The 26,773-nt window shown below is 69.0% G+C and carries 25 protein-coding genes and 1 pseudogene; 8 read left to right on the top strand and 18 right to left on the bottom strand.

Annotated features, from left to right (window positions below; all coding sequences use genetic code 11):
* Positions 1 to 41: 41 nt before the first annotated feature.
* The 4 genes from ACSMXV_RS25040 to ACSMXV_RS25025 all read right to left on the bottom strand — a co-directional run bounded on the left by ACSMXV_RS25040 (position 42) and on the right by ACSMXV_RS25025 (position 4,438).
* Positions 42 to 1,475 carry an NAD(P)H-hydrate dehydratase gene (locus tag ACSMXV_RS25040; protein WP_473173483.1) on the bottom strand — a complete coding sequence of 478 codons (1,434 nt, stop codon included), beginning with the start codon at positions 1,473 to 1,475 and terminating at the stop codon, positions 42 to 44.
* Positions 1,476 to 1,729: 254 nt separating this feature from the next.
* Positions 1,730 to 2,101: a holo-ACP synthase gene (locus ACSMXV_RS25035; protein ID WP_181659196.1), complete on the bottom strand. Its 372-nt coding sequence runs from the start codon at positions 2,099 to 2,101 to the stop codon at positions 1,730 to 1,732.
* Positions 2,102 to 2,147: 46 nt separating this feature from the next.
* On the bottom strand, positions 2,148 to 3,995 hold the full coding sequence (gene glmS, locus ACSMXV_RS25030; RefSeq protein WP_473173482.1) for a glutamine--fructose-6-phosphate transaminase (isomerizing): 1,848 nt from the start codon (positions 3,993 to 3,995) through the stop codon (positions 2,148 to 2,150).
* A gap of 182 nt (positions 3,996 to 4,177) precedes the next feature.
* Positions 4,178 to 4,438: a hypothetical protein gene (locus tag ACSMXV_RS25025; protein WP_246458832.1), complete on the bottom strand. Its 261-nt coding sequence runs from the start codon at positions 4,436 to 4,438 to the stop codon at positions 4,178 to 4,180.
* Positions 4,439 to 4,613: 175 nt separating this feature from the next.
* Here ACSMXV_RS25025 and coaA point away from each other — a divergent pair, with 175 nt between their 5' ends.
* Positions 4,614 to 5,603, top strand: a complete 990-nt coding sequence (coaA, locus tag ACSMXV_RS25020; protein WP_473173481.1) for a type I pantothenate kinase — start codon at positions 4,614 to 4,616, stop codon at positions 5,601 to 5,603.
* A 57-nt stretch (positions 5,604 to 5,660) separates the two neighbouring features.
* The gene (locus ACSMXV_RS25015) at positions 5,661 to 6,608 is read left to right on the top strand and encodes a DUF389 domain-containing protein (RefSeq protein ID WP_473173480.1); all 948 of its coding nucleotides are present in this window, start codon (positions 5,661 to 5,663) and stop codon (positions 6,606 to 6,608) included.
* Positions 6,609 to 6,631: 23 nt separating this feature from the next.
* Here the strand turns inward: ACSMXV_RS25015 and glmM are convergent, their stop codons facing one another.
* The 3 genes from glmM to rplM all read right to left on the bottom strand — a co-directional run bounded on the left by glmM (position 6,632) and on the right by rplM (position 9,223).
* Positions 6,632 to 7,990 carry a phosphoglucosamine mutase gene (gene glmM, locus ACSMXV_RS25010; RefSeq protein WP_473173479.1) on the bottom strand — a complete coding sequence of 453 codons (1,359 nt, stop codon included), beginning with the start codon at positions 7,988 to 7,990 and terminating at the stop codon, positions 6,632 to 6,634.
* Positions 7,991 to 8,221: 231 nt separating this feature from the next.
* Positions 8,222 to 8,737: a 30S ribosomal protein S9 gene (gene rpsI / locus ACSMXV_RS25005; protein WP_473173478.1), complete on the bottom strand. Its 516-nt coding sequence runs from the start codon at positions 8,735 to 8,737 to the stop codon at positions 8,222 to 8,224.
* 42 nt (positions 8,738 to 8,779) lie between these two features.
* Positions 8,780 to 9,223 (bottom strand): 50S ribosomal protein L13, encoded by a 444-nt coding sequence (rplM, locus tag ACSMXV_RS25000; RefSeq protein WP_473173477.1) that lies wholly within the window; start codon positions 9,221 to 9,223, stop codon positions 8,780 to 8,782.
* A gap of 1,282 nt (positions 9,224 to 10,505) precedes the next feature.
* Between rplM and ACSMXV_RS24995 the strand changes: the two genes are divergently transcribed.
* The 6 genes from ACSMXV_RS24995 (at position 10,506) to ACSMXV_RS24970 (ending at position 19,001) form a co-directional block, all read left to right on the top strand.
* Positions 10,506 to 11,384, top strand: coding sequence for a hypothetical protein (locus ACSMXV_RS24995; protein ID WP_473173476.1), 879 nt, complete (start codon positions 10,506 to 10,508; stop codon positions 11,382 to 11,384).
* A 75-nt stretch (positions 11,385 to 11,459) separates the two neighbouring features.
* Positions 11,460 to 12,842, top strand: coding sequence for a glycoside hydrolase family 26 protein (locus tag ACSMXV_RS24990; RefSeq protein ID WP_473173475.1), 1,383 nt, complete (start codon positions 11,460 to 11,462; stop codon positions 12,840 to 12,842).
* A 255-nt stretch (positions 12,843 to 13,097) separates the two neighbouring features.
* Complete coding sequence (locus tag ACSMXV_RS24985) at positions 13,098 to 14,549, top strand: glycosyltransferase family 2 protein (RefSeq protein ID WP_473173474.1); 1,452 nt, start codon at positions 13,098 to 13,100, stop codon at positions 14,547 to 14,549.
* Positions 14,550 to 14,569: 20 nt separating this feature from the next.
* Positions 14,570 to 15,808, top strand: a complete 1,239-nt coding sequence (locus ACSMXV_RS24980; protein ID WP_473173473.1) for a glycoside hydrolase family 113 — start codon at positions 14,570 to 14,572, stop codon at positions 15,806 to 15,808.
* A 15-nt stretch (positions 15,809 to 15,823) separates the two neighbouring features.
* A complete protein-coding gene (gene manB / locus ACSMXV_RS24975; RefSeq protein ID WP_181659097.1) occupies positions 15,824 to 16,921 on the top strand; it encodes a mannose-1-phosphate guanylyltransferase in 1,098 nt (365 codons plus the stop codon).
* Positions 16,922 to 17,042: 121 nt separating this feature from the next.
* Positions 17,043 to 19,001 (top strand): acyltransferase family protein, encoded by a 1,959-nt coding sequence (locus ACSMXV_RS24970; protein WP_473173472.1) that lies wholly within the window; start codon positions 17,043 to 17,045, stop codon positions 18,999 to 19,001.
* A 62-nt stretch (positions 19,002 to 19,063) separates the two neighbouring features.
* Here the strand turns inward: ACSMXV_RS24970 and truA are convergent, their stop codons facing one another.
* The 11 genes and pseudogenes from truA to secY form a co-directional block, all read right to left on the bottom strand.
* Positions 19,064 to 19,906 (bottom strand): tRNA pseudouridine(38-40) synthase TruA, encoded by an 843-nt coding sequence (gene truA / locus ACSMXV_RS24965; RefSeq protein WP_473173471.1) that lies wholly within the window; start codon positions 19,904 to 19,906, stop codon positions 19,064 to 19,066.
* A 73-nt stretch (positions 19,907 to 19,979) separates the two neighbouring features.
* On the bottom strand, positions 19,980 to 20,498 hold the full coding sequence (rplQ, locus tag ACSMXV_RS24960; protein WP_181659094.1) for a 50S ribosomal protein L17: 519 nt from the start codon (positions 20,496 to 20,498) through the stop codon (positions 19,980 to 19,982).
* 185 nt (positions 20,499 to 20,683) lie between these two features.
* Positions 20,684 to 21,706: a DNA-directed RNA polymerase subunit alpha gene (locus tag ACSMXV_RS24955; protein WP_003966937.1), complete on the bottom strand. Its 1,023-nt coding sequence runs from the start codon at positions 21,704 to 21,706 to the stop codon at positions 20,684 to 20,686.
* A gap of 143 nt (positions 21,707 to 21,849) precedes the next feature.
* Positions 21,850 to 22,254: a 30S ribosomal protein S11 gene (rpsK, locus tag ACSMXV_RS24950; protein WP_003948617.1), complete on the bottom strand. Its 405-nt coding sequence runs from the start codon at positions 22,252 to 22,254 to the stop codon at positions 21,850 to 21,852.
* 110 nt (positions 22,255 to 22,364) lie between these two features.
* Positions 22,365 to 22,745 (bottom strand): 30S ribosomal protein S13, encoded by a 381-nt coding sequence (rpsM, locus tag ACSMXV_RS24945; RefSeq protein WP_181659093.1) that lies wholly within the window; start codon positions 22,743 to 22,745, stop codon positions 22,365 to 22,367.
* 215 nt (positions 22,746 to 22,960) lie between these two features.
* Positions 22,961 to 23,074, bottom strand: a complete 114-nt coding sequence (gene rpmJ / locus ACSMXV_RS24940; protein WP_003974245.1) for a 50S ribosomal protein L36 — start codon at positions 23,072 to 23,074, stop codon at positions 22,961 to 22,963.
* A 76-nt stretch (positions 23,075 to 23,150) separates the two neighbouring features.
* Complete coding sequence (gene infA / locus ACSMXV_RS24935) at positions 23,151 to 23,372, bottom strand: translation initiation factor IF-1 (protein ID WP_003948620.1); 222 nt, start codon at positions 23,370 to 23,372, stop codon at positions 23,151 to 23,153.
* Between the two features lie 174 nt (positions 23,373 to 23,546).
* Positions 23,547 to 23,711: pseudogene (locus tag ACSMXV_RS24930) on the bottom strand (type I methionyl aminopeptidase); the annotation flags it as partial.
* 97 nt (positions 23,712 to 23,808) lie between these two features.
* A complete protein-coding gene (map, locus tag ACSMXV_RS24925) occupies positions 23,809 to 24,645 on the bottom strand; it encodes a type I methionyl aminopeptidase (RefSeq protein ID WP_473173470.1) in 837 nt (278 codons plus the stop codon).
* A 143-nt stretch (positions 24,646 to 24,788) separates the two neighbouring features.
* The gene (locus ACSMXV_RS24920; RefSeq protein WP_473173469.1) at positions 24,789 to 25,445 is read right to left on the bottom strand and encodes an adenylate kinase; all 657 of its coding nucleotides are present in this window, start codon (positions 25,443 to 25,445) and stop codon (positions 24,789 to 24,791) included.
* On the bottom strand, positions 25,445 to 26,758 hold the full coding sequence (gene secY / locus ACSMXV_RS24915; protein WP_473173468.1) for a preprotein translocase subunit SecY: 1,314 nt from the start codon (positions 26,756 to 26,758) through the stop codon (positions 25,445 to 25,447). Before secY ends, ACSMXV_RS24920 begins: the two co-directional genes overlap by 1 nt.
* Positions 26,759 to 26,773: the final 15 nt, after the last annotated feature.

Genomic DNA, 26,773 nt, shown 5'->3' with positions numbered 1-26,773 from the left:
CCCGCCCCCAACGGGGCGCGCGTTCGCCCCCGTGGCGAGCGTCACGCAGTGACGTCCCGCCAAGCCCGAGGCAAGGCCTCGGCCACCTCGAGCGCACCCGTGGGCGCGCCATGCGCAGCGAACCGCCCCGCCAGCCCATGCATATACGCCGCAACAGATCCGGCGTCCCGCGCCTCCAGGCCCGCCGCCAGCAAGGACCCCGCAAGCCCCGACAGCACATCACCACTCCCGGCCGTGGCCAGCCACGGCGTCCCCGTCGGGTTCACCCGCACGGCGCCCCCACGGGGCCCGGCCACCAGCGTGGTCGCACCCTTGAGCAGCACCGTCGCCCCGTACCGCGCCGCGAGCTCCCGTACCGACGCCAGCCGTGCGCCCTCCACCTCCGCGCGGTCGACGCCGAGCAGCGCGGCCGCCTCGCCCGCGTGCGGAGTGAGCAGGGTCGGTGCGGTGCGGGCCCGCACCGCGTCCGGGTCGGCGAGGCGCAGACCGTCCGCGTCCACCAGCACCGGTACGTCGGCGTCGAGCACCTCCGCCACCGCCTGCGCGTTGTCGCCGATGCCCGGTCCGACGACCCAGGCCTGCACGCGGCCCGCCTTCGCGGGCGGCCCGGCGGACACCAGGGTCTCCGGGAAGCGTGCGATCACGGCGTCGCCCGCGGGCCCGACGTAGCGCACGGCCCCGGCCCCGCCCCGCAGCGCCCCGGCGACGGCCAGCACGGCCGCGCCGGGATAGCGGGCGGACCCGGCGACGATGCCCACGACGCCCCGCCGGTACTTGTCGCTCTCGGCCACCGGCACCGGCAACAGCCGCTCCACATCGGCGTACTGGAGCGCCTCGAGATCCGCCTCGGCCGGCAGGTCGAGCCCGATGCCGACCAGCCGGACGGTGCCCGCGTGCTCCCGCGCGGGGTCGATGAGCAGGCCCGGCTTGTATGTGCCAAATGTCACGGTCACATCGGCCCGTACCGCCTCGCCGCGGACCTCGCCCGTGTCGGGCTCGATGCCGCTGGGCAGGTCGACGGCGACGACGGGCACGCCCGCGTCCCCGACCAGCGCCGCCAGTTGCGCGGCGTCCGGGCGGAGACCGCCCTTGCCGCCGATGCCCACGATGCCGTCGACGACCAGGTCGGCGCGGTGGATCAGCGCTTCGGCGGCGGGCGGTCGGGCCGTGCTTCCCCCGGCCGCCCGCAGGGCCGCGAGGCCCCCTGGGTGAGTTCGGTCCTCGGCCGCCAGCAGTACCGCCGTCACGCCCGCGCCGCGGCGGGCCAGGCGGGCGCCCGCGTAGAGGGCGTCGCCGCCGTTGTCGCCGCTGCCGACGAGGAGGACGATGCGGGTGCCGTAGACGCGGCCCAGCAACTCCGCGCATGCGGCGGCGAGGCCTGCCGCTGCGCGCTGCATAAGGGTTCCCTCCGGGAGCCTCGCCATGAGGGTGAGTTCGGCTGTCCTTACGGTTTCCACGCTGTACGCAGTACGCATGCCGTCGAGTCTCCCCTAGGCCCTGTCGTCAAACTCCCGCCTGCCCCGCGACGCCTGGCACGCGCATCTGCGGCGTTGTCGTCGGTCAACGACGCTCCGCGTCGCCTCCCTCCTCCGCCTTGCAGCTACACGTACCAGACGCCGCGGGGCCCGCCCTTCGGGCGGACGACGGGAGTTTGACGATAGGGCCTAGCCGGGGGTGCCGTTGCTTTTCGGTGCGCCCTGACGCGTGGTTTGCAGCGGTGCAGCAGTAGTCACCCCTCCGCGATCACCACCGCCGAAGCCACCCCCGCGTCATGGCTCAGCGACACGTGCCAGGAGCGGACGCCCAGTTCGGCCGCGCGGGCCGCGACCGTGCCGCGTACGCGTACGCGCGGCTGGCCGCTGTCCTCCACGTAGACCTCCGCGTCCGTCCAGTGCAGGCCGGCCGGGGCGCCGAGGGCCTTGGCGATGGCTTCCTTGGCCGCGAAACGGACGGCCAGTGAGGCTATACCGCGCCGCTCCCCGCTGGGCAGCAGCAACTCCCGCTCCACGAACAGCCGTCGGGCCATCCCGGGCGTGCGTTCCATGGACTTCCGGAACCGGTCGATCTCGGCGACGTCGATGCCCACCCCGATGATCACGATCTCGCTCCCCCGGCAGCTCCCACGGTGCCGACAGCGCGCGCCCTCATCACTCCACCGTCACAGACTTCGCGAGGTTGCGCGGCTGGTCCACCTCGTTGCCGCGCGCCGTGGCCAGCTCGCAGGCGAAGACCTGCAGCGGCACGGTGGCGACGAGCGGTTGGAGCAGCGTCGGCGTGGCCGGGACACGGATCAGGTGGTCGGCGTACGGGACGACCGTCTCGTCCCCCTCCTCCGCGATCACGATCGTCCGGGCACCGCGCGCCCGGATCTCCTGTATGTTCGAAACGATCTTGTCGTGCAGTACCGAGCGTCCGCGCGGCGACGGGACCACGACGACCACCGGCAGGTCGTCCTCGATGAGGGCGATCGGCCCGTGCTTCAGCTCGCCCGCCGCAAAGCCCTCGGCGTGCATATACGCGAGCTCCTTGAGCTTCAAGGCGCCTTCCAGGGCTACGGGATAGCCCACATGGCGGCCCAGGAACAGCACGGTGTCCTTGTCGGCGAGCGAACGCGCCAGCTCCCGCACCGGTTCCATGGTCTCCAGGACCCGCTCGACCTGGTCGGCGATCTTCGCCAAGTCCCTGACGACGGCGTGGATCTCGTCGCCCCATTTGGTGCCGCGCACCTGGCCCAGATAGAGCGCCACCAGATAGCAGGCGACGAGCTGCGTCAGGAACGCCTTGGTGGAGGCGACGGCGACCTCCGGACCCGCGTGCGTGTACAGCACGGCGTCGGACTCGCGCGGGATCGTCGACCCGTTGGTGTTGCAGATCGCCAGCACCTTGGAGCCCTGCTCGCGGGCGTGCCGCAGCGCCATGAGGGTGTCCATGGTCTCGCCGGACTGCGAGATGGCGATGACCAGCGTCCCCGGGTCGAGGATGGGGTCCCGGTAGCGGAACTCGCTGGCGAGCTCCACCTCGCAGGGGATCCGCGTCCAGTGCTCGATGGCGTACTTCGCGATCAGTCCGGCGTGGAATGCCGTACCGCAGGCGACGATGACGACCTTGTCGACCTCCCGCAGCACGGCGCCCGGGATGCGGACCTCGTCCAGCGTCAGGGAACCCGAGGCGTCGATGCGCCCCAGCAACGTATCGGCGACCGCCTTGGGCTGCTCGGCGATCTCCTTGAGCATGAAGTAGTCATACCCCCCCTTTTCCGCCGCCTCGGCGTCCCAGTCCACGTGGTACGAGCGCACCTCGGAGGGCCGGCCGTCGAAGTCGGTGACCGTCACCCCGTCGCGCCGCAGCTCGACCACCTGGTCCTGTCCCAGCTCGATCGCCGAGCGCGTATGGGCGATGAACGCGGCGACGTCCGAGGCGAGGAAGGACTCACCCTCCCCAACGCCCACCACCAGCGGCGAGTTCCGCCGCGCCCCGACCACCACATCCGGGTCGTCCGCATGCACGGCGACCAGTGTGAACGCGCCCTCCAGACGCCGGCACACCAGCCGCATCGCCTCGGCGAGGTCCGCGCAGCCGGAGAATTCCTCGGCGAGCAGGTGCGCGACGACCTCGGTGTCCGTCTCGGACGCCAGCTCGTGCCCACGCTCCGCCAGTTCGGCGCGCAGGGCGGCGAAGTTCTCGATGATGCCGTTGTGCACGATCGCGACACGGCCCGCGTTGTCGAGGTGCGGATGTGCGTTCGCATCCGTGGGCCCTCCGTGGGTGGCCCAGCGGGTGTGCCCGATGCCCGTGGAACCGGTCGGCAGCGGCCGCTCGGCCAGCTCCTTCTCCAGGTTGCCGAGTTTCCCGGCCTTCTTGGCGGCGGCCAGCCCACCGTCGGCGAGCACGGCGACACCGGCCGAGTCATAGCCCCGGTATTCCAGCCGCTTCAGCCCGGCGAGGACGACATCAAGCGCCGACTGCGAGCCGACGTAACCCACGATTCCGCACATGGCCGCAGCCTACGGCGAGCCCTCACCCCCCACGACTCGAAGGTCGTTTCACCCTCTTCACCGGCCACGCGTTTCCGGCAGATCCGGCCATCTTGTGTTATGCACCGGGAGGTTTGCCACGCACCCGGCAGGCCGGCCGCCACCTCGTGCACCCCGTGGTACCGGCTTGTGGATCCAGAGGGTTACTCCCCCCGCTCGATGCGCTCGATCGCCTCCTGGACCAGCTCCAGGTACTCGACCTCCTCGCACCGCGGCTTGCTGCCCATCTCGTAGAGGTCCAGGACATCGCCGAGGTTCTCGCCCAGGTCCTCGTCGGGCAGATCGGCGGACAGTTCGCTGCAGACGCGCCCCTCGAAATCCGCCCGCACACCCGCCCGCGCAGCCGTCCTCGCATCTCCCGCCGCACCTCGGCGACGGGCGAAAACACGAAGATGTACGGACATGGCGACCCCCAAACCCCCTGCAACCCCCGGTGCGCGGCTCGGCACCGGGTGGCGGGACCGTATCCCCGTGGGGAACGCTGGTCCAGACCTCGTGCCGCAGGTGGCCGGAATGCCGGAGATACCCGCGTGACCGACCCCACGCCCCGCGGTGTTCGAACTCCCGTAACAATGGACTGTGATCTCTCCGGTCTCCTCGCCGCCGCGGAGCGCCCACCGGTCAAGGCCGGAGGCGACTCCCTACGTCGACCTCACCCGTGCCGAGTGGAGCGCCCTGCGCGCCAAGACGCCACTGCCGCTGACCGCGGAGGAGGTCGAGAGACTGCGCGGTCTGGGCGACGTCATCGACCTCGACGAGGTGCGGGACATCTATCTGCCGCTGTCCCGCCTGCTCAATCTGTACGTCGGCTCGACGAGCGGGCTGCGCGGCGCGCTCAACACCTTCCTCGGCGAGAACGGCTCGCAGTCCGGCACGCCCTTCGTCATAGGGGTCGCGGGGTCCGTGGCGGTCGGCAAGTCCACCGTCGCCCGTCTGCTGCAGGCCCTGCTCTCCCGCTGGCCCGAGCACCCCCGCGTCGAACTGGTCACCACCGACGGCTTCCTGCTCCCCACCAAGGAGCTCGAGGCGCGCGGCCTGATGTCCCGCAAGGGCTTCCCCGAGTCGTACGACCGCCGCGCCCTCACCCGCTTCGTCGCGGACATCAAGGCCGGCAAGGAGGAGGTGACGGCCCCCGTCTACTCGCACCTGATCTACGACATCGTGCCCGGCCAGAAGCTCACGGTCCGCCGCCCCGACATCCTCATCGTCGAGGGCCTCAACGTCCTGCAGCCCGCGCTGCCGGGCAAGGACGGCCGCACCCGGGTCGGCCTCGCCGACTACTTCGACTTCAGCGTGTACGTGGACGCGCGCACCGAGGACATCGAGAACTGGTACCTGAACCGTTTCCGCAAGCTGCGCGAGACGGCCTTCCAGAACCCGTCCTCGTACTTCCGGAAGTACACCCAGGTCTCCGAGGAGGAGGCCCTCGACTACGCGCGCAGGACCTGGCGGACCATCAACAAGCCCAACCTTCTGCAGAACGTGGCGCCCACGCGCGGCCGCGCCACCCTCGTCCTGCGCAAGGGCCCGGACCACAAGGTGCAGCGGCTGAGCCTGCGCAAGCTGTGACCGCCGAGAACCGGAAGCCGTGACCCCGCCGCAAACCGCGCCGGTTACCCTGCCGCCATGCTGCATCTGCGCCTGATCACCCCGGCGGACGTCACCGAAGAGGCGGTGCGCCTCATCGAGCGGACCCCCGGCACAACGCATCTCGCCGTGCTGCCGGGCGCCGCCCGCAACCCCGCCGGCGACGTGGTGCTGTGCGACGTCGCCCGCGAGGCCGGCGACGAACTCCTCTCCGGGCTGCAGGCACTGGGTATCCACGAGCGGGGCTCGATCGCAGTCGAGAACATCGACCTGTCGCTGTCCAAACGCGCCGACAAGGCCGAGGAGGAGGCGCCGGGCGAGGCCGCGGACGCGGTGCTGTGGGAGCACCTGACCGACGCGACGCACGAGGAGTCGACGCTCTCCGTCACGTATGTCGCCTTCATCACGCTCGCCACGATGATCGCGGCCTGCGGTGTGGTCCTCGACAACGCGATCCTGATCGTGGGCGCGATGGCGGTCGGCCCCGAGTTCGGGCCCCTGGCCGGGATCTGCACGGCCCTGGTGCGGCGCGCACCGCGCCTCGCCCTGCGCGCGGTGACGGCTCTGCTCGCGGGGTTCGCCATCGCGATGCTGATGACGGTGGGCTTCAGCCTCTTCATGGACTGGGTCGGGCTGTTCAGCGAGGCGCAGCTGGAGGCGGACCGGCCCAACACGGGCTTCATCTACGCCCCCGACTGGTTCTCGTTCGTCGTGGCCGTTCTCGCGGGCGCCGCCGGAACGCTCTCGCTGACCTCCGCCAAGTCGGGCGCCCTGGTCGGCGTCGCCATCTCCGTGACGACCGTCCCGGCGGCCGCGAACGCGGCCGTGGCGCTCAGCTACGGCGACACCGCCCAGACCCTGGGCTCCACCGAACAGCTCCTGCTCAACCTGCTCGGCATCGTCCTCGCCGGTACGCTCACGCTGCTCGCCCAGAAGCTGTTCTGGAACAGGCAGCGTGAACGCACCGCCGCGAAGAGCAGGCTCTGACCGAGCCCCCAGGTCCTGTCGGCCTAACCGAGAGCCGACTTCACCACGTCGGCGAGCCGCCCGGCCACCGACCGTGCCTGCTCGATGTCGGCGGCCTCCACCATGACGCGTACGAGCGGCTCGGTGCCGGACGGGCGCAGCAGCACCCGGCCCGTGGAGCCCAGTTCGCGCTCCGCGTCGGCGACCGCGGCGGTCAGCTCGGCGGAGGTGTGCACCTGGGACCTGTCGACGTCCGGAACGTTGACGAGCACCTGCGGCAGCCGCTCCATGACGGCGGCGAGGTCCGCGAGCGTACGACCCGTCTCGGCGACCCGCGCCGCCAGGAGAAGGCCGGTCAGGGTGCCGTCACCGGTCGTGGCGTGGTCGAGGATGATCACGTGCCCGGACTGCTCGCCGCCCAGCGCGTAGCCGTTCTCCTTCATCTCCTCGAGCACATAGCGGTCGCCGACGGCGGTCTGCACAAGGAACAGGCCCTCGCGCTCCATGGCGAGCTTGAAGCCCAGATTGGACATGACGGTCGCGACGACGGTGTCCTCGCGCAGGGCACCGCGCTCGCGCATCGCCAGAGCGAGCACGGCGAGGATCTGGTCGCCGTCCACCTCGGCACCCGTGTGGTCCACGGCGAGGCAGCGGTCGGCGTCGCCGTCGTGCGCGATGCCGAGGTCGGCGCCGTGCTCGACGACGGCGGCCTTCAGCAGGTCCAGATGGGTTGAGCCGCAGCCGTCGTTGATGTTCAGCCCGTCGGGGTCGGCGCCGATCGTGACGACCTCGGCACCGGCCCGCTTGAACGCCTCGGGCGAGACGCCGGCGGCCGCGCCGTGCGCCTCGTCGAGGACGACCTTCAGCCCGTCGAGCCGGTTCGGCAGGACGCCGAGGAGGTGCGTGACGTACCGCTCGAAGCCCTCGTCGTACGACTTCAGGCGCCCGACGCCCGCGCCCGTGGGACGGTCCCAGGGGGCACCGGTGCGGTGCTCCTCGTACACGGCCTCGATCTTGTCCTCGAGCTCGTCGGCGAGCTTGTGGCCGCCGCGGGCGAAGAACTTGATGCCGTTGTCGGGCATCGCGTTGTGGCTGGCGGAGAGCATCACGCCGAGGTCGGCGCCCAGCTCGCCGGTGAGATACGCCACCGCGGGGGTGGGCAGCACGCCGACACGCAGGACGTCGACACCGGCACTGGCCAGGCCCGCGACCACCGCGGCCTCGAGGAACTCCCCGGACGCGCGCGGGTCCCGCCCGACCACCGCCACCGGCCGGTGGCCCTCGAAGGTGCCCGCCTCGGCGAGCACGTGCGCCGCCGCGACCGACAGCCCGAGCGCGAGCTCAGCCGTCAGATCCGCGTTGGCGACACCGCGCACGCCGTCCGTGCCGAAGAGTCGTCCCACTGGTGTCCTCCGAACTTTCAGAATTCTCGAAGCAGCTCAGGAAGCTTCGGAAACAGTCCGACCAGGCAGGCGTATGAACGCCTCATGGCCTTATGGGCTCATGGCCTCATGGCCTCATGGCCTCATGGCCTCATGGCCTCATGCCGTTATACGCCGCACGCCTGTGATAAACGAACGCCCGGCAGCACACTGCGTGCCGCCGGGGCGAAAGTGCTGTACAAGCAGCAGCGATTAGCGCTTGCTGTACTGCGGGGCCTTGCGGGCCTTCTTCAGACCGGCCTTCTTGCGCTCGACCGCACGGTCGTCGCGCTTGAGGAAGCCGGCCTTCTTCAGGGCGCCGCGGTTGTTGTCCACGTCCGCCTCGTTCAGGGCGCGGGCCACGCCGAGGCGCAGGGCGCCGGCCTGGCCGGAGACGCCGCCACCCGCGATACGGGCGATGACGTCGTAGCGGCCCTCGAGCTCGAGCACCTTGAAGGGCTCGTTGACTTCCTGCTGGTGCACCTTGTTCGGGAAGTAGTCCTCGAGGGTGCGACCGTTGATCTTCCACTTGCCGGTGCCCGGGACGATCCGGACGCGGGCGATGGCGTTCTTGCGGCGACCCAGGCCGGCGGCCGGCTGCGGCTCGCCGAAGCGGGAAGCGAGGGACTCGGAGGTGTACTCGCCCTCGACGGGGACCTCCGACTCGGTGGTGTAGTGCTCGACGTCGGCGACGTCCTCGAGCGGCTGCTCAACGGTGGTCTCGGCCACGATTCTCCTCAGATTCTCTTCAGTCTTAGGGGGTGGCCGGACTTACTGCGCGACCTGGGTGATCTCGAACGGCACCGGCTGCTGGGCAGCGTGCGGGTGCTGGTCGCCCGAGTAGACCTTCAGCTTGGAGAGCATCTGACGGCCCAGGGTGTTCTTGGGGAGCATGCCCTTGACGGCCTTCTCGACGGCCTTCTCCGGGTTCTTCTCGAGCAGCTCGTCGTAGCGGACGGAGCGCAGACCACCCGGGTAGCCCGAGTGGCGGTACGCCATCTTCTGGGTCCGCTTGTTGCCGGAGAGGTGCACCTTGTCGGCGTTGATGATGATGACGAAGTCACCAGCGTCGACGTGCGGCGCGTAGATCGGCTTGTGCTTGCCCCGCAGAAGGGTGGCGGCAGTCGACGCCAGACGGCCCAGGACAACATCCTGAGCGTCGATGACGTGCCACTGGCGCGTGACATCGCCGGGCTTGGGGCTGTACGTACGCACGGTTCGTAGCCTTCGCTTCTTCAGTGAGTGGGTCCTGACAAGGCCACCACGGACGATCACGACAGCCCTTGCCGCACGTCGGTGACGCAAACCGAGTGCTTGCCGCTGGTCATCGGCCCGGTGGACCGGTGTAAGGGCCCCTCACGTGAGAATGAGCAAGCCAATACACATAACGAACAAGCAGGATACCCGCGCCTGCCCGTACGGGTCAAAACGCGGGGCCGGGGGCCGTTCGCAGCCGGCACTCGACCGCCGTGGGCGGCCCTGCGCCTCCAGGTTAACCGCCACGGAGACCGTCCGCGGCCGCATGGGGGCCTGGGCCGGGCGGCGGTGCGTCGGGGCCTGCGCCGGGCGCGGCCGCGTCGGGGGCCTGGGCCGGGCGGCGGTGCGTCGGGGCCTGCGCCGGGCGCGGCCGCGTCGGGGGCCTGAGCCGGGCGGCGGTGCGTCGGGCGTTCGCCTGGCGGCACCGCGTCGCAGGGCCTCGCCCGGTGGCACGGCGTCGCGGGGCTTCCCCTGCGGCGGTGCGTCGGGGCTTCGCTCCCGGCGGCGCTGGGCAGCCGGCCTCCGCCGGGCGTCGCCGGCGGGAGCGGGCACAGGCTGGGAGTCCCCCGAAGGCCGACGTCACAGTGGTGCCGCCGTCGGCGCGCACGCACACCGCACCCGCGATGCCCCCGGGCTGCCCGATGAGCCCGGCTCGCGGCCGTCTGCGGCACCCCGGCTCCGGCCGCAGCGGCGCTTCCCCGGGAGGACCGCCTTGGGACCGCCCAGGGGACCGCCCGCCCAGGGGGACGCCCGGAAGGACCGCTCAGGGGCGGCCGCGAAGAGGCGACCTCATAGAGACGTACGGGCCAGAGACATACGGAGTAGTCCCCGCCGCGGATCGGGGTCGCCACGCACGCGTGCCCACTGCGTACGGCCGGTCGCCGTGGGTGACCCGGATCTGCGGAGGGTCGCGACCCGAGCGTGTGGCCGAGCGGCTGACGGCGAGGCGCGGGACCGCCGGCCGCGCGATGCGGGACCACCCGCCGCCGGCAGCGCCCGCCGCGCGACCCGGAACCGCCAGCGCACGGCTCAGGCCCACCGGCCACACGAGGCATCGCAGCGTCGCCCCCGCAGGCGGCATCTGTGTCCACGATGCCGCCGCCCAGTGGCGGCGTCCCGCGCACACAGCCGGCATGGGCACACCACAAAGGGAAGGAATGACGATCGGCCCGAACGGGCCCTCCACCGGCCCCGCTTGCGCGTGTTCGCGTCCCCGTTCGGCACGTCTAAGATGCGCCCCATGAGCTTTGGGCAAGGAGGGCCTCAGTGGGGCCCCGGGGGGCCGGGTTCGGGTCCCCCCAACTGGGGTTCGGATTCGGACACTCCCGACTGGGCGGCGCTCGCCGAGGCCTCGGAGGCGCGCGCCCGCCGCCGCAGGTGGCTGTGGATAGGCGGCAGCGCCCTGGCCACGGTCGTGGTCGGCGCGCTCGTGGCCATGGCGGTCGTATCCGCGAACAGCAGCTCGGCGTCGAACCAGCCCGCCGACGAGCTCCCCACCTCCGCGGACATCCCCAGCGACACCACACAGCCCGGCCCGTCCTTCGAGGCGACCACCGCCCCGCCCCCGCTGGACCCGAAGGACTTCGTCTCCAGCGTCAAGAAGGACACCGCGCCGCTCAGCGCGGACACCCTCTTCCCCGGCAGCAGCCTGACGATGGGTGAGCGGATCTACAAGAAGGGCTCCACCAGCAGCACGATGAAGTGCGCGACGGCGGTCCGGGGCGCGCTCGCCAAGGTCCTGACCACCAACGACTGCACCCGCGTGATCCGTGCCACGTACACCAGGAAAGGCGTCGCGGTCACCGTCGGCGTCGCGCTGTTCGACACCGAGGCCAAGGCCACCAAGGCCAAGCAGGAGTGGGACAAGGGCAATGTCGCCTCCCTGTCCGGCTCCGGCGTCCCGGCCTTCTGCACCACGGCGGTCTGCCGCTCCACGGCCAATTCGTACGGGCGCTACACGTACTTCACGGTCTCCGGCTTCACCAACGGCGAGAACGTGACGCAGAAGGACAGCGCGGTCTTCACCACGGGCGACGACCTCGCCGAGTTCACGTTCCGGCAGATCCGCCGCCGCGGCGAGGCACAGGCGTCGGCGGCAGCCAACTCCCCGGCGCCCTGAGAGATCCTCCTGCTTCATCCGTGAACGGGGCAGAATCACCTCGCGGATCGCTTGGAAAGGGCTGAGACCATGCGGATGCGCGGGCGAGTGCAGTTCATCGGGGCGGGGGTCTGCGCCGCCCTGCTGACGCCGTTGACGCTGTGGGCCTGGCCGGAGGCCGCCGAGCGCAAGCCGACGCTGGTCCCGACCGACCTGCGCGACCGTGATCCACAGGCGACGACCGCCGCGCGCCGGGTCTACGCGATGCTGGCCGGCCTCGAGAACGACGCCCGCCAGGGGCGCTCCACCCGCACCGTGATCGGCCAGCACGTCGAGCTCCAGAACGAGCGGTACAACGCGGAGTACGGCGACTACCGGGGCGTCAAGCAGCCCGGCTACTACTACCGCAAGGCCCGGGACATCTCCGGAGATCTGCCCGGTTTCGTGGAGGTGGATCTGGGGCCCGGCTACGGACGGCAGGGCTGGGCGGTGGGCGAGCCGCGCTCCTACTCGCGGTCGTCGTGGCCGAGTTGCCGCCCGCACTGGGGATACGCCGAGGACGCGGTGGACCTGGCCGTGGGCGTATGGGCGGGCCTGCCGCGCGAGGCGGACGGCTCGTACAACCCGACCGGCACCCGCGAGGACTGCGCGTCCGGTACCACGGTCAGCCTTCCGCACAACGGCGGCGGCCCGGCCGGCATCGTCGGCTTCTCCTTCCACCAGCCGTACCCGGGCAGCGAGGTGAAGGGGTACGAGCAGACGATGCGCCGGAAATCGCCCGCGGCGAACGATTCCGGCTGGTTCGGCCGGGTGGTCACCCAGGGCAGCGACGAGCACAAGAACCTGCTGCACGACCTGAGCTACCTCGCCGACCACCTCCAGTACCTCGCGGCTCTCGGGGTACCGGTCCTCCTCCGCCCCTACCACGAGATGAACACGGCCCCTGGCAAGGGCGGTTTCTGGTGGGCGGGGCAGGACCCGGCCGCGTACCGGAAGCTGTGGCGCATCATGCACGACTACCTCGTGGGCAGCCGCGGCCTGCACAACCTGATCTTCGTCTGGTCACCGAACTCCTGGGACGGCACCTACGGGCAGGAGCCGCGGGACTACTACCCGGGCAGCCGGTACGTGGACATCGTGGGGGTGGACGACTACAGCGACACCCCGTCGCGCCCCTTCCGCGGAGAGACCTGGACCGAGGTCTGGTACCGCGGGCTGGAGCAGTACCACAAGCCCCGGATCATGGCCGAGTCCTTCCACGTTCCGCTCAACGCGGCACAGCCGCGCACCCTTTCGGCCACGCCGTGGGTGCTCTGGACCGTGTGGGGCCAGGCGCTTTCGTACGACAACGTGTCCTCGCCCCGGGGCAAGAACACCAACGGGGACGTGAAGCGGACATATGGTTCACCGCTGGTCATCACCGGCGGTGCGGATGACCAACAGGGAAACTTCGACTGGAGATCGCTCCACAAAACCTGAGTTGGTTCACTCTTCACGCACATTTTTCACAGGGGTAACACTTCACCTCGAACTCATGTGGCACAATCGCATTCCTGTTCGGCCAGTGGTTTAGGCGCCTGGGGGGGCTTCTGACTGGTGAGTGGCCGATAGCGCCAAAGAAGGCGTTGGGGGGCAAAACCCAGAGTGAATGTGCCGTGGCGCGCTCCGTCGTGCCTCGGCCGAGATCTGTCGCTGCCTCAACGCACCACCGATCTCATGGGAGTTGCGCACGTCATGGCAACGACAGTCGTCGACGGGGGTCTGCCGTACTCGCGGCACAGTCAGAAACTGGCCAAGCGCACTGCGGCGTGGAAGCCGGGGATCCTCCCGTTCCTGCTGCCCTTCGTCCTGCTGGTCACCTTCGGGCTGTGGACCTACCGGCCCAGCTCGTCGCTGCTGAGCTGGGCCCTGACCGTCGTCTGGTCCCTGCCGGTGGTCGGTGTGATGGTCGGCATCCAGGGTGCGCTGCTGATCCGCCGCCGGGTCCGCAAGAGCGGCAAGATGGTCCCTCCCGCGCCGGCCGAGCAGGACTTCCTGATCGTCCTGTGCCCGACCATCGGACGGCATGACACCTACCCGGCCCTGGAGCGCTCGATCCTCTCGTACGTCGAGCACCTGCCGGAGTGGTTCCCTTACATGCGCGTCGACATCCTCACCGAGGAGGGCTGCGAGGCGTCGGAGGACATCGACCGGCTCGCCGACTCGCACCCGCTGATCCGGGTGATCACGGTCCCCAAGGACTACGTCCCGGCCAACGGCACCCGTTTCAAGGCCCGCGCCAACCACTATGCCCACGAGCTGCGCATCGCGGAGGGCGAGGCCCTCGACTACGTCTGGGTGCTGCACATGGACGACGACACCGGCGTCGGCCCCGACACCGCGTCCTCGCTCGCCCAGTTCATCAACCGCCAGCGCCGGGCCCACCCCGACAAGGCCAAGCACATGGCCCAGGGCATCCTCACGTATCCCCGCGAGAACGCGGTCAACCTCTTCACCTGGCTCGCGGACGCGGTGCGCCCCGCCGACGACATCGCCCGCTTCCGCGCGCTGACCGGCATGGGCACCCCGGCCGCCGGTGTGCACGGCGAGCTGCTGGTGCTACGCGCGTCCATCGAGGCCGAGATCGGCTGGGACTTCGGTCCCAAGGAGATCGTCGAGGACGCCCGCCTCGCCCTGACCTTCTGCCGCAGGTACCCGGGTCGCAGCGACTGGTTCAACGGCCGCTGCTACGGCGCCTCCCCCGCCAGCGCGGCAGACTTCGTCAAGCAGCGCGACCGGTGGGCCTGGGGCCTGGTGGCGCTCTGCTTCAACAGGGCCGTGCCGCTGCGTTACCGCTGGTTCCTGTCGATCTGTGTGGCCACCTGGATCCTCGGCCCCCTCCAGCACATCGGCGCCGTGCTGCTCCTCGGCTGGCTCATCAACGACATGAACACCTCGCCCGTGACCCAGTCCATCGTGATCCTCTGGGCCCTCAACTTCGCCTACGTGATCTGGACCTACTGGGAGGGGCTGCGGCTGAACGCGCTCGCGTCGGTCAGCGGCCGGCGCAAGTGGTGGGAGCCGATCGTGGTGGTCGCGCTCATCCCCGTCTTCTCCGTACTGGAAGGGCTCGGCGGCTTCAAGGGCTTCCTGAAGTTCGTCCGTCGCGAGGAGAACAAGTTCGTCGTGATCGCCAAGCCCGCCTGACCGCCCGGAAGACAACTGACATGCGCTCGCGACTGCCCTTGCTCGCCATCTTCCCGGTGACCGTCCTCACCATCGTGCTGGGCACCCCCTTCGTCCTCGGCGACCACCCGGTGCGCTGGGAGTCGGGCTCAGCCCTGCCCAGAATCGTGAGGGGCGACGCCGAGGAGTCCGCCACCCCGTCCGACGACGCCACCGTTTCGACATCCGCGTCCTCCCCCTCTCCCTCTTCCTCTTCCTCCGCCGACGCCCTCAAGGTCGCCAAGCCCTGGAAGGCCGGCATGGCGCAGTGGGGCGTACAGCTCTACTGGGAGGAGGAGAAGAAGAAGCGCTCCGACACGTTCATCGAGAACCAGGCCCGCAAGCACGCCGAGTACCTCATCGGCCTGGGCGCGAACTCGGTGTCCATCTCTTTCCCCTTCTTCACCGAGGGCGTCGCATCCAACGAACTCTCGGCCGGGGCCAAGACACCGTCCCCGGAACGCCTCCAGCGGGTGCTGAAGGTGTTCGAGGACGCCGGTTTCCGCACCACGCTCCGCCCGATCATGGACGAGAAGTCCCTGAACCCGCCAGACGGCTGGCGCGGCAACATCGAACCTGCCTCGCGCTCCGCCTGGTTCGCGTCGTACAAGCAGTTCCTCACCCCGTATTTCGAAGCCGCCGAGGAGACGAAGGCGAACACCTTCGTGGTCGGCACCGAGCTCAACTCCTTGGAGGGCGACCCAGGCTGGGACGCCCTGGTCGCCTTCGCCGAGAAGACCTTCTCGGGCGAGGTCGCCTACGACGCCAACTGGGACAACTACGTCTCCGGCCGCATCAACATGCCGGTCAACCACCTCGGCGTCGACGCCTACTTCCCCGTCAAGGTGGCGGACACCGCACGCGTCGAGACCCTGGTCGAGGGCTGGAACGACTGGCTGGACAAGAAGGCCACCGGCTCGCTGCCGAACATCATCATCGCCGAGGCCGGCATCGGCGCCATGAACGGCGCCTACCACGCTCCCGGCGACTTCTACACCAAGCGCGCCGTCAACCCCAGGGTGCAGGCCAACTGGTACACCGCCGTCTGCCAGGTCGTCCAGGACCGGCAGATGCAGGGCGTCTACTGGTGGTCGATCTGGTTCGACGACGACCCAAACACCAAGCCTGACGACAAGGTCGCCTCCCGGCTCGACTTCGCGGGACGCCCCCTCACGGAGAAGGCCATCAAGTCCTGCTTCACCTCCGACTACGCAGGCCCTGGCGCCGACGCCACCAGCTGACCGAGCGAGGCCATCATGCAAGAAGCCATCATCCTGGTGGGCGGCAAGGGAACCCGCTTGCGCCCCCTGACGAACCACACCCCGAAGCCGCTTCTCAGCGTCGCGGGCTCCTCCTTCATCCGGCACCAGATCGCCAAGCTCATGGACGCCGGGGTCGGGCACGTGGTGTTCGCCACCTCGTATCTCGCCGGCCTCTTCGAGGAGGAGTTCAGGGACTTCACCCGGGACCTGGAGATCTCCTACGCAGTCGAGGAGGTGCCGCTCGGCACGGGCGGTGCGATCCGCAACGCCGGGCGCCTGCTGCGTGGTCCGGCGGACGCGCCGGTCCTGATCCTCAACGGCGACATCCTGTCCGGCCTTGACCTGCGGGACGTCCTTCAGCGGCACGAGGCGCGGGAAGCGGACGTCACCCTGCACCTCACCCGCGTCTCCGACCCGCGCGCCTTCGGCCTCGTACCGACCGACGAGGCCGGACGGGTGCTGTCCTTCCTGGAGAAGCCCAAGACCGCCGAGGAATGCATTACCGACCAGGTCAACGCCGGCTGCTACGTCTTCCGCCGCTCTGTGCTCGACTCCATCCCGACCGGCCGTGAAGTCTCCGTCGAACAGGAGACGTTCCCGGAACTCGTCGCCCAGGGGAAGCGCGTGTTCGGCCACACCACGGACGACTACTGGCGTGACCTCGGCACCCCGCTGGCCTTCGTCCACGGCTCCGCCGACCTGGTCACCGGCAAGGCGACCTCTCCCCTCGTGGAGCGGCCGGCCGAGGCTCTGATCCATCCCACGGCCGCCATCGCCCCGACAGCCCGCATCACCGGCGGCTCGACGATCGGACCGCGCGCCGTCATCGGTCCGCACGCGGTTGTCGACCGTTCCATCATCGGCGAGGGCGTCACGGTCGCCGAGGGCGCACAGATCCACGACTCAGTGGTGGACCACGACGCCTCCATCGGCAGCGCATCGCTCCTTCGTGAGGCGGTGGTGGGCTGCCATGCGCACGTCGGTGCCGAGAACGAGCTGCCCGCCCAGCTGAGGCTGTCGTGCGGCATCCGCATTCCCGCCCAAGGAGTACGCGTCAGCGGTACGGCTGCCGCCTGCGCGGCGGTCCACTGAAGTCACCTGTCTGCCACACGGCTCGTCCCGGACAGTCAGTTACTGGAGAAACATGTCCCGCCATCGCACCAAGGCCGTGAAGACAGAGCGTCTTCGCAAGTACCGGCCTGATATTCAGGGCTTGCGTGCCGTAGCCATCATGATGGTGGTCAGCATGCACTGCGGCATACTCGACATCCACGGTGGCGTGGACGTGAGCTTCGTGCTGAGCGGCTTCCTCATCGGCAGCCAGCTCTTCGCGGAGATCGAGAAGACCGGCAAGGTGTCCCTGACCAAGTTCTGGGCGCGCCGCTTCCGCCGTCTGACGCCGCCCATGGCCGTCGTCATCGTCGGCACCGCGGCCCTGGCGTGGATGTACGGCAGCCCGCTCAAGTTCCGCGACTTCATGGCCGACGGTCTGGCCGCCTCCCTCAGCTTCATGAACTGGCGCCTGGTCGAGACCGGCACCGACTATTTCGCCAACGACGGGTCGCAGTCCCCGTATCAGCACTTCTGGTCGCTGGCCATCGAAGAGCAGTTCTACGTCGTCGCCCCGCTCCTTCTCGTCGCGATGGTGTGGATCAGCCGCCTGATCTTCCGCAACCGCGCTCTGGTGGCGCTGTTCCTCATGGCCATCATCGGCGGATCGTTCTATCTGGGCTGGTCTCAGACTCCCGAGAACCAGCCGCTCGCGTACTTCAGCACCCACACCCGGATCTGGGAGATCACCTGCGGCGTTCTGCTCGCCCTCGCCGCTCCCCTCGCCTCCCGCATGAACAGGGGCGTGGCCGCAGTCGTTTCGTGGCTCGGGCTCGGCACCGTGCTCGTCACGGCGATGCTCATCACCGAACACACCCCGCTGCCGGGGTACGCGGTGGCGGGCCCGGTCCTCGGCACCGTCATGGTCATCGCCGGTGGCTGCGCCAATCCCGGCTTCGGCGCGGAGCGGCTGCTCGACAACCCCGTCCTCGACTTCGTCGGCAACGTCAGCTACGGCTGGTACCTGACCCACTGGCCGCTGCTGGTGCTCTGGCCGTCGATCACCGACCGGGAGTTCGCGTTCCAGGACCGGCTGCGGGTCGCCGTCCTCTCGTTCCTGGTGGCCGTCGTCCTGCACTACGCCGTCGAGCGCAAGTTCAAGAAGAACGTGCAGTGGGTGGCCCGCCCCTGGAAGGGCGTCTTCAGCGGCGGGTTCACCACCGCGGGCACGGCGGGGGCGATGGTCCTGGCCACGATCATCCCGCTGAACCTGGCGACCGCACCCTCGGGGAGCACGCTCGGCGTCGGGTTCACCAGCCAGGCATCGGTCGAGGACGCCGTGCACCGCACGCAGCTCTCCGCGACCGTGCAAAGCGCTCTTCAGGACACGCCCAAGAACTTCGCCGAGCACGGCTGCATCGACGACTTCGAGGTCAAGAAGTTCGAGATGCGGGACGGCTGTGTCGCCGGCGACCCGGAGGGCAAGAAGACCCTTGTCCTCATGGGGGACTCCCACGCCTGGCAGTGGAACGACGTCTACCACGAGATCGGCAAGGAACTCGGCGTGCGGGTGGTGACCATCGCGAAGGGCGGCTGCTCGCCGCAGGTCTACCGCATCGTCAACCCGAACGTGAACCGCGCGTACACCGAGTGCGACAGCTGGCGCGAATCTGCCTTCGCCGAGCTGAAGAAGATCCAGCCCGACGTCCTCGTCATCGCCGACCGGGCCCGCCGTGAGGCGAACCGGGCGGGCGCCGAGACCTCGTTCAAGGTGTTCAAGGAGACGGGCGCCAGGCTCGTCTACATGACGGACACCCCGCAGCCCGGCCAGAACGTCCCCGACTGTCTCGCCACGCACATCGACAACATCTCCCTCTGCAACCGCAAGGAGTGGCAGGCGCTCGAGTACCCGGAGTTCCGTGCCATGGAGCGGGAGGTGGCCGAGAAGTACGGTGCGGAGATCATCGACACGACGGACGCGTTCTGCGCCGTGGACATCTGCCCGGCGGTGATCGGTGACCAGGTCGTCTACTTCGACAACAGCCACATCACGTCGACGTACTCGAAGACCCTGAAGCCCTTCCTCAAGCCGGCCCTGGAAGAGGTACTGGACAAGGCATAGTCCGCCTCCCGTCCCGCTCCGGCCACCCCGGCCGGAGCGGCCGGAACAGACCCGTCAACCCGTTACTGCCCCCGGACGCGCACCCGCCGCGCCTGCCGCTGCCTCTCCGCGAGTTGGCCGTCCGCGGGGTAGCCGACCTCCTCCAGGGTCAGTCCGTGCGGGCGGACGACGTGGACGGCGCTGTGGCGGACCCGGGCGTCGAGGACCTTCCGCGGCCACTCCACACCGCGGTGGCCGTCGCCCACGAACAACAGCGCACCGACCATGGAACGCACCTGGTTGTGGCAGAACGCGTCGGCGCGGACCTCGATCTCGACGATGCCGTCCGCGTGCCGACGCACCCCGAAGTCGAGGATCTCGCGGATCGTCGTCGCCCCCTCGCGCTTCTTCGCGTACGCCGCGAAGTCGTGCTCCCCGACAAGAGACTTGGCGGCGGCGTCCATCGCGTCTACGTCCAAGTCCCAGTCGTGCCAGAGCACATGGTTGCGCAGCAGCGGGTCCACGCCGCCGGGATTGTCGGTGACCCGGTAGACGTAGCGCCGCCAGATCGCCGCGAAACGAGCGTTGAAGCCGCTGGGCGCCTCCCTGAGGGCCCACACCCGCACGTCCCGGGGCAGCCGCCCGGCGAGCCGCTTGAGCAGCTTCTCGTGATGCTCGCGCCAGACAGCCTCCGGCAGATCCACGTGCGCCACCTGCCCGCGCGCATGCACCCCGGCGTCGGTCCGTCCGGCGACGGTCAGCTCGTACGTATCCCTCGACCGCGTGACGGTACGCAGCGCGTCCTCGACCTCCCCCTGCACCGTCCGCCGCCCGCCGGCCTGCTTGGCCCAGCCGGAGAAGTCGGTGCCGTCGTAGGACAGATCGAGCCGTAGGCGTACGAACCCGGGCTGTACTTCGTCACTCACCCCTTGATCCTCTCAGGTACGCGAAAGCGGGCCCGCCCCGTCAAGGGCAGGCCCGCTCAGCGAGAGCTCAGCCTCAGGCGTCCTTCGACTCCTCGGCCGCAGTCTCCTCGGCCGGAGCCTCGGCGACATCCTTGGTGACGTCGACCTTGGTCTCCTCGACCTTGGCCTCCTCGGCCTCCTTGACCGCACGCTTGGTGGCAGCCTCGGCCTCACCCGTGGCCTGCTGCGCGACCGTCAGCGCCTCGACCAGCTCGATGACAGCCATGGGCGCGTTGTCGCCACGGCGGTTACCGATCTTGGTGATGCGGGTGTAGCCACCCGGGCGGTTCTCGTACCGCGGGCCGATCTCGGTGAAGAGCGTGTGGACGATGCTCTTGTCCGTGATCACCTGGAGCACCTGACGGCGGTTGTGAAGGTCGCCCTTCTTCGCCTTGGTGACCAGACGCTCGGCGTACGGCCGCAGACGGCGGGCCTTCGCCTCGGTGGTGGTGATACGGCCGTGCTCGAACAGCGACTTCGCCAGGTTCGCGAGGAGCAGCTTCTCGTGCGCGGCGCTGCCGCCCAGACGGGCACCCTTGGTGGGCTTCGGCATGGTGTTTCTCCTAGGTGTCTGCCCCGGCCGTATCAGGTACCGGGGTCAGTATCCGAGCGGGCGGTCGCCCGTCGGAGATCCGGGCGTCCCCGAAGGGGCGCCCGGAAGGGGCGCGGGGCGTTGTCAATATGCGACTCCGCCGCGTGGGCGCGACCAGCCACAGTGCACCCGCACCCGAAGACCGATCAGTACTGCTCGGTCTCCACGAAACCTGCGTCCGCGTCATCGTCCGCGCCGAAGGCGTCGGCCGCAGCGGTCGGGTCGAATCCGGGCGGGCTGTCCTTCAGGGCCAGGCCCATACCGGCCAGCTTCGCCTTGACCTCGTCGATCGACTTCGCACCGAAGTTGCGAATGTCGAGCAGGTCGGCCTCGGAACGAGCCACGAGCTCACCCACGGAGTGGATGCCCTCGCGCTTCAGGCAGTTGTACGAGCGAACGGTGAGCTCGAGCTCCTCGATCGGCAGCGCAAGGTCGGCAGCGAGCGCGGCGTCCGTCGGGGACGGGCCCATGTCGATGCCCTCGGCGTCGATGTTGAGCTCGCGCGCCAGACCGAACAGCTCGACCAGGGTCTTACCGGCCGACGCCATGGCGTCGCGCGGACGCATGGCCTGCTTGGTCTCGACGTCGACGATCAGCTTGTCGAAGTCGGTGCGCTGCTCGACACGGGTCGCCTCGACCTTGTAGGTGACCTTGAGAACCGGCGAGTAGATGGAGTCGACCGGGATACGGCCGATCTCCTGGCCCACCTGCTTGTTCTGCACGGCGGAGACGTAGCCGCGACCGCGCTCGACGGTCAGCTCCATCTCCAGCTTGCCCTTGCCGTTGAGCGTGGCGAGGACGAGGTCGGGGTTGTGCACCTCGACACCGGCCGGGGGCGCGATGTCGGCGGCGGTGACCAGACCCGGGCCCTGCTTGCGCAGGTACATCACGACCGGCTCGTCGTGCTCGGAGGAGACGACCAGCTGCTTGATGTTGAGGATCAGGTCGGTGACGTCCTCCTTGACGCCCGGCACGGTGGTGAACTCGTGCAGAACGCCGTCGATACGGATGGACGTGACCGCCGCACCCGGGATCGAGGACAGGAGCGTACGACGCAGGGAGTTGCCGAGGGTGTAGCCGAAGCCCGGCTCCAGCGGCTCGATCACGAACCGGGAGCGGAACTCGTCGACGACCTCTTCGGTCAACGAGGGACGCTGAGCGATCAGCATGTGTGGATCAGATCCTTCAGTCGTGGGCGCCCGCTATTTGACGCCCGACGGAACCCGCGCGGTCACCCGGCGGGGTACTGCAAGGGTACGGGCGGCACGACCCGAAGGGGACGTACCGCCCGAATCCTCAAGACAACCGGACCTCAGACGCGACGGCGCTTGGGCGGACGGCAGCCGTTGTGCGGGGTCGGGGTGACGTCCTGGATGGAGCCGACCTCGAGACCGGTCGCCTGCAGCGAACGGATGGCCGTCTCACGACCCGAGCCCGGGCCCTTGACGAAGACGTCGACCTTGCGCATGCCGTGCTCCTGCGCGCGGCGGGCGGCCGACTCGGCGGCCATCTGCGCGGCGAAGGGGGTGGACTTGCGCGAGCCCTTGAAGCCGACGTGGCCGGCGGAGGCCCAGGAGATCACGTTGCCGGTCGGGTCGGTGATCGAAACGATGGTGTTGTTGAACGTGCTCTTGATGTGCGCGTGGCCGTGAGCGACGTTCTTCTTTTCCTTGCGGCGCACCTTCTTGGCAGCGCCCTGACGTCCCTTGGGGGGCATGTCTTAACTCCTACGGGAGGTGGTCGGTCCTACAGCGAAGACCGCTGGAATGCGGGGGCCACGCGGCCCTCGGGGGTCGTCCCCCGAAAAACCGCAGTGTCCGCTGCGGACTACTTCTTGCCCGGCTTCTTCTTACCGGCGATGGCGCGACGCGGGCCCTTGCGGGTGCGGGCGTTGGTGCTGGTGCGCTGACCGTGGACGGGCAGGCCACGGCGGTGGCGCAGACCCTGGTAGCAGCCGATCTCGACCTTGCGGCGAATGTCGGCCTGAACCTCACGACGGAGGTCACCCTCGGTCTTCAGGTTGGCGTCCACGTACTCGCGGATCTTGACCAGCTCCTCCTCGGAGAGGTCACGAACGCGGGTGTTCGGGTTCACGCCGGTCTCGGCCAGCGTCTGCTGGGAAAGGGTCCGGCCGATGCCGAACACGTAGGTGAGGGCGACCTCCACGCGCTTGTCGCGCGGGATGTCAACACCGGAAACGCGTGCCATTCAATGGCTCCAGTTGTCTGTCGGAGGTCTTCCACAGGACCGAATCCCGTCCGCCGTCCTCTTCGCGCCTTCAAAAGATGCTGCCGAAGATTCGGTACGGACCGGGTCCCCGGCCTCCGACCGGGGGTGTCGGATCACTCGGATCCGGGCCCTGCGTATGTACATATGTGCTTGCGTCGCGCGAGATCTGCGGGTGCAGAGGATGCGGTCGTGCGTCAGCCCTGGCGCTGCTTGTGGCGCGGGTTGTCGCAGATGACCATGACCCGGCCGTGACGGCGGATCACCCTGCACTTGTCGCAGATCTTCTTGACGCTCGGCTTGACCTTCATTAGGTGAGGTTCTCCGGGTCAGTGCCACCACCCCGTCCCGGCACCGGGAGGAACCGGGGAGGAGTGCGGGCAAGATCTACTTGTACCGGTAGACGATCCGGCCACGCGTCAGGTCGTACGGAGACAGCTCCACCACGACCCGGTCGTCAGGGAGGATGCGGATGTAGTGCATACGCATCTTGCCGCTGATGTGTGCCAGGACCTGGTGGCCGTTCTGGAGCTCGACCTTGAACATGGCGTTCGGAAGAGACTCGACGACAGTGCCCTCGATCTCGATGGCACCTTGCTTCTTGGCCACGCTTCGCCCTTCGAATCGACTACCTTGATCGACTCCGTGCGGGTGCATGCGGGCATGCGAGTACACGAGAGCCGACGAGTCAGTCTACGTCAGCGCCCTCTGAAAGACGAATCGACAAAGAATGCCCGCATCGGGTGATCGTTACGCCAGCGGGTCCGAGGCGGCAGGCCATCGTCACGCGAGGGGATCCGGCGCGGCCGTGATCCCGTACTCCGCCAACTTCGCCTTCCCACCGTCCGGGGCCGTCAGGACCAGCGGACCGTCCTCCGTCAGAGCGACGGAGTGCTCCCAATGCGACGACCAGGTGCCGTCCGTGGTGATGACCGTCCAGTCGACCGACTCTCGACGCCCCTCTCGCGGGCTCGGCGCCGGGGCGCCTCACAAGCTTCGAGCGGCTGCGCCGGCCTCCGGCCAGCGGCCCCGGCTCAGGCCATCGTCACGCGAGAGGATCCGGCGCAGCCGTGATCCCGTACTCCGCCAGCTTCGCCTTCCCACCGTCCGGCGCCGTCAGGACCAGCGGGCCGTCCTCCGTCAGAGCGACGGAGTGCTCCCAATGCGACGACCAGGTGCCGTCCGTGGTGATGACCGTCCAGTCGTCCTCGAGGACCCGGGTCTTCGGTGTGCCAAGGCTCACCATGGGCTCGATCGCGAGGCAGAAGCCGGGGACCAGCTTGGGGCCCTTGCCGCGACGGCGCTCGACGTAGTTCAGCAGGTGCGGGTCCATGTGCATCTCGGTGCCGATGCCGTGGCCGCCGTAGTCCTCGATGATCCCGTACTTGCCGCCGCCGGGCTTCGGCTGGCGCCGGATGTACGTCTCGATGGCGCGGGAGATGTCGACGAGCCGGTTGCCGTTCTTCATCGCGGCGATGCCGGCCCACATCGACTCCTCGGTCACCCGGGAGAGCTCGATCAGCTCCGAGGCGTGACCGCTACCCACGAACGCCGTGTACGCGGCGTCGCCGTGCCAGCCGTCGATGATGGCACCGCAGTCGATGGAGATGATGTCGCCGTCCTTCAGGACGGTCCTGTCGTCCGGGATGCCGTGGACGACGACCTCGTTCACCGAGGTGCAGATGGTGGCGGGGAAGCCGCCGTAGCCCAGGAAGTTCGACTTCGCCCCGTGCTCGTCGAGCACCTTGCGGGCGACCTCGTCCAGGTCACGGGTGGTGGCACCCGGCACCGCGGCCTCACGGGTGGCCGCGTGGATGGCGGCGACGACAAGGCCCGCCGCACGCATTCTGGCGATCTGCTCGGGGGTCTTGATCTGCACCATCTGCGGCTGACGCCTTTCTGAAGGGGGAAGCACGAGCTACGTCAACGATACGGCCCCGTGACAGCGCCCTCGCCGCCCCACTGTGAGAAACACGTCGGCCGCGGCACCCCCACAGGGTGCCGCGGCCGACGAGAAACCAACCGCTACGCGCTCTCGCGCGACAGCGCATCCATCGCCCGCTTGGTGACCTCGTCCACCTTCCCGAGCGCCGAGATCGTTACGACCAGCCCCTGAGCCCGGTAGTAGTCGATGATCGGCTCGGTCTGCGTGTGGTAGACCTCCAGCCGCTTGCGGACGGTCTCCTCGCTGTCGTCGTCGCGCTGGTACAGCTCGCCGCCGCAGACGTCGCAGACGCCTTCCTGCTTCGCCGGGCTGTACGTCACGTGGAAGACGTGGCTGGAGTCCTTGCGGCAGACGCGGCGGCCGGCGATGCGCTTGACCACCTCGTCCTCGGGGACCTCGAGGTCGAGCACGGCGTCGAGCTTCATGCCCTCGGCCTTGAGCGTCTCGTCGAGCGCCTCGGCCTGCGACACGTTGCGCGGGAAGCCGTCGAGCAGGAAGCCCTTCTCGGCGTCCTGCTGCTCCATGCGGTCCTTGGCCATCCCGATGGTGACCTCGTCCGGCACCAGATTGCCGGCGTCCATGTACGCCTTCGCCTGTTTGCCCAGCTCCGTGCCCTGGCTGATGTTGGCTCGGAACAGGTCGCCCGTGGAGATGTGCGGGATCGACAGGTTCTTGGCGAGGAACGCGGCCTGCGTTCCCTTGCCCGCACCGGGCGGCCCGACGAGGACGATACGCATCAGCGGAGGAACCCTTCGTAGTTGCGCTGCTGGAGCTGGCTCTCGATCTGCTTCACGGTCTCCAGACCCACACCCACGATGATGAGGATGCTCGTCCCGCCGAGCGGGAAGTTCTGGTTCGCGCCGAAGCCGGCCAATGCCATCGTCGGAACGAGAGCGATCAGGCCCAGATACAGCGAGCCCGGCCAGGTGATCCGGTTGAGTACATAGCTCAGGTACTCAGCGGTCGGTCGGCCAGCCCGGATGCCCGGGATGAAGCCACCATACTTCTTCATGTTGTCTGCAACTTCCTCGGGGTTGAACGAGATCGCCACGTAGAAGAAGGCGAAGAAGACGATCAACAGGAAGTAGCTGACGATGTAGTACGGGTGATCTCCCTTGACCAGGTGCTGGTCGATCCAGGTTTTCCAGCCCGAGGTGCCGCCGGCGAACTGCGCGACCAGCGCCGGGATGTAGAGCAGCGACGACGCGAAGATGACAGGAATCACACCCGCCTGGTTCACCTTCAGCGGGATGTACGTCGACGTACCACCGTAGGACCGGCGGCCGATCATGCGCTTCGCGTACTGCACGGGGATACGGCGCTGGGCCTGCTCGACGAAGACCACCAGGGCCACCATGACGAGGCCGACGAGGATCACGACGCCGAACTCGATCCAGCCGCCCGCGAGGTCACCCGACTTCTTGATGGCCCACAGGGAGCTCGGGAAGGTCGCGGCGATCGAGATGAACATCAGGATCGACATGCCGTTGCCGATGCCGCGGTCGGTGATGAGCTCACCGAGCCACATGACGGCGGCCGTACCGGCGGTCATGGTGATGACCATGGTGATGGTCACGAAGATCGACTGGTCCGGAACGATCTGACCGGCCACCGGGCAGCCCTGGAACAGCGCGCCGCTGCGGGCGGTCGCGACCAGGCCGGTGCCCTGGAGGATGGCGAGCGCCACGGTCAGATAGCGCGTGTACTGCGTGATCTTCGCCGTACCGGCCTGGCCCTCCTTCTTCAGGGCCTCGAGGCGCGGGATCACCACGGTCAGCAGCTGCAGAATGATGCTCGCCGTGATGTACGGCATGATGCCGAGCGCGAAGACCGTGATCTGCAGCAGAGCGCCGCCGCTGAACATGTTCACCAGACCGAAGAGGCCCTGGTTGGCGCTCGCCTGGTCCATGCAGACCTGGACGTTCTGATAGCTGACGCCCGGAATCGGAATGTGGGCACCGAGCCGGTAGACCACGATGATGCCGAGCGTGAAGAGCAGCTTCTTGCGCAGGTCGGGCGTCTTGAACGCCCGGGCGAACGCGGTGAGCACGGTGCCTCCTGCGAC

The sequence above is a fragment of the Streptomyces sp. DSM 42067 genome (assembly GCF_055792885.1).
This window is presented reverse-complemented; position numbering and strand designations above follow the sequence as displayed.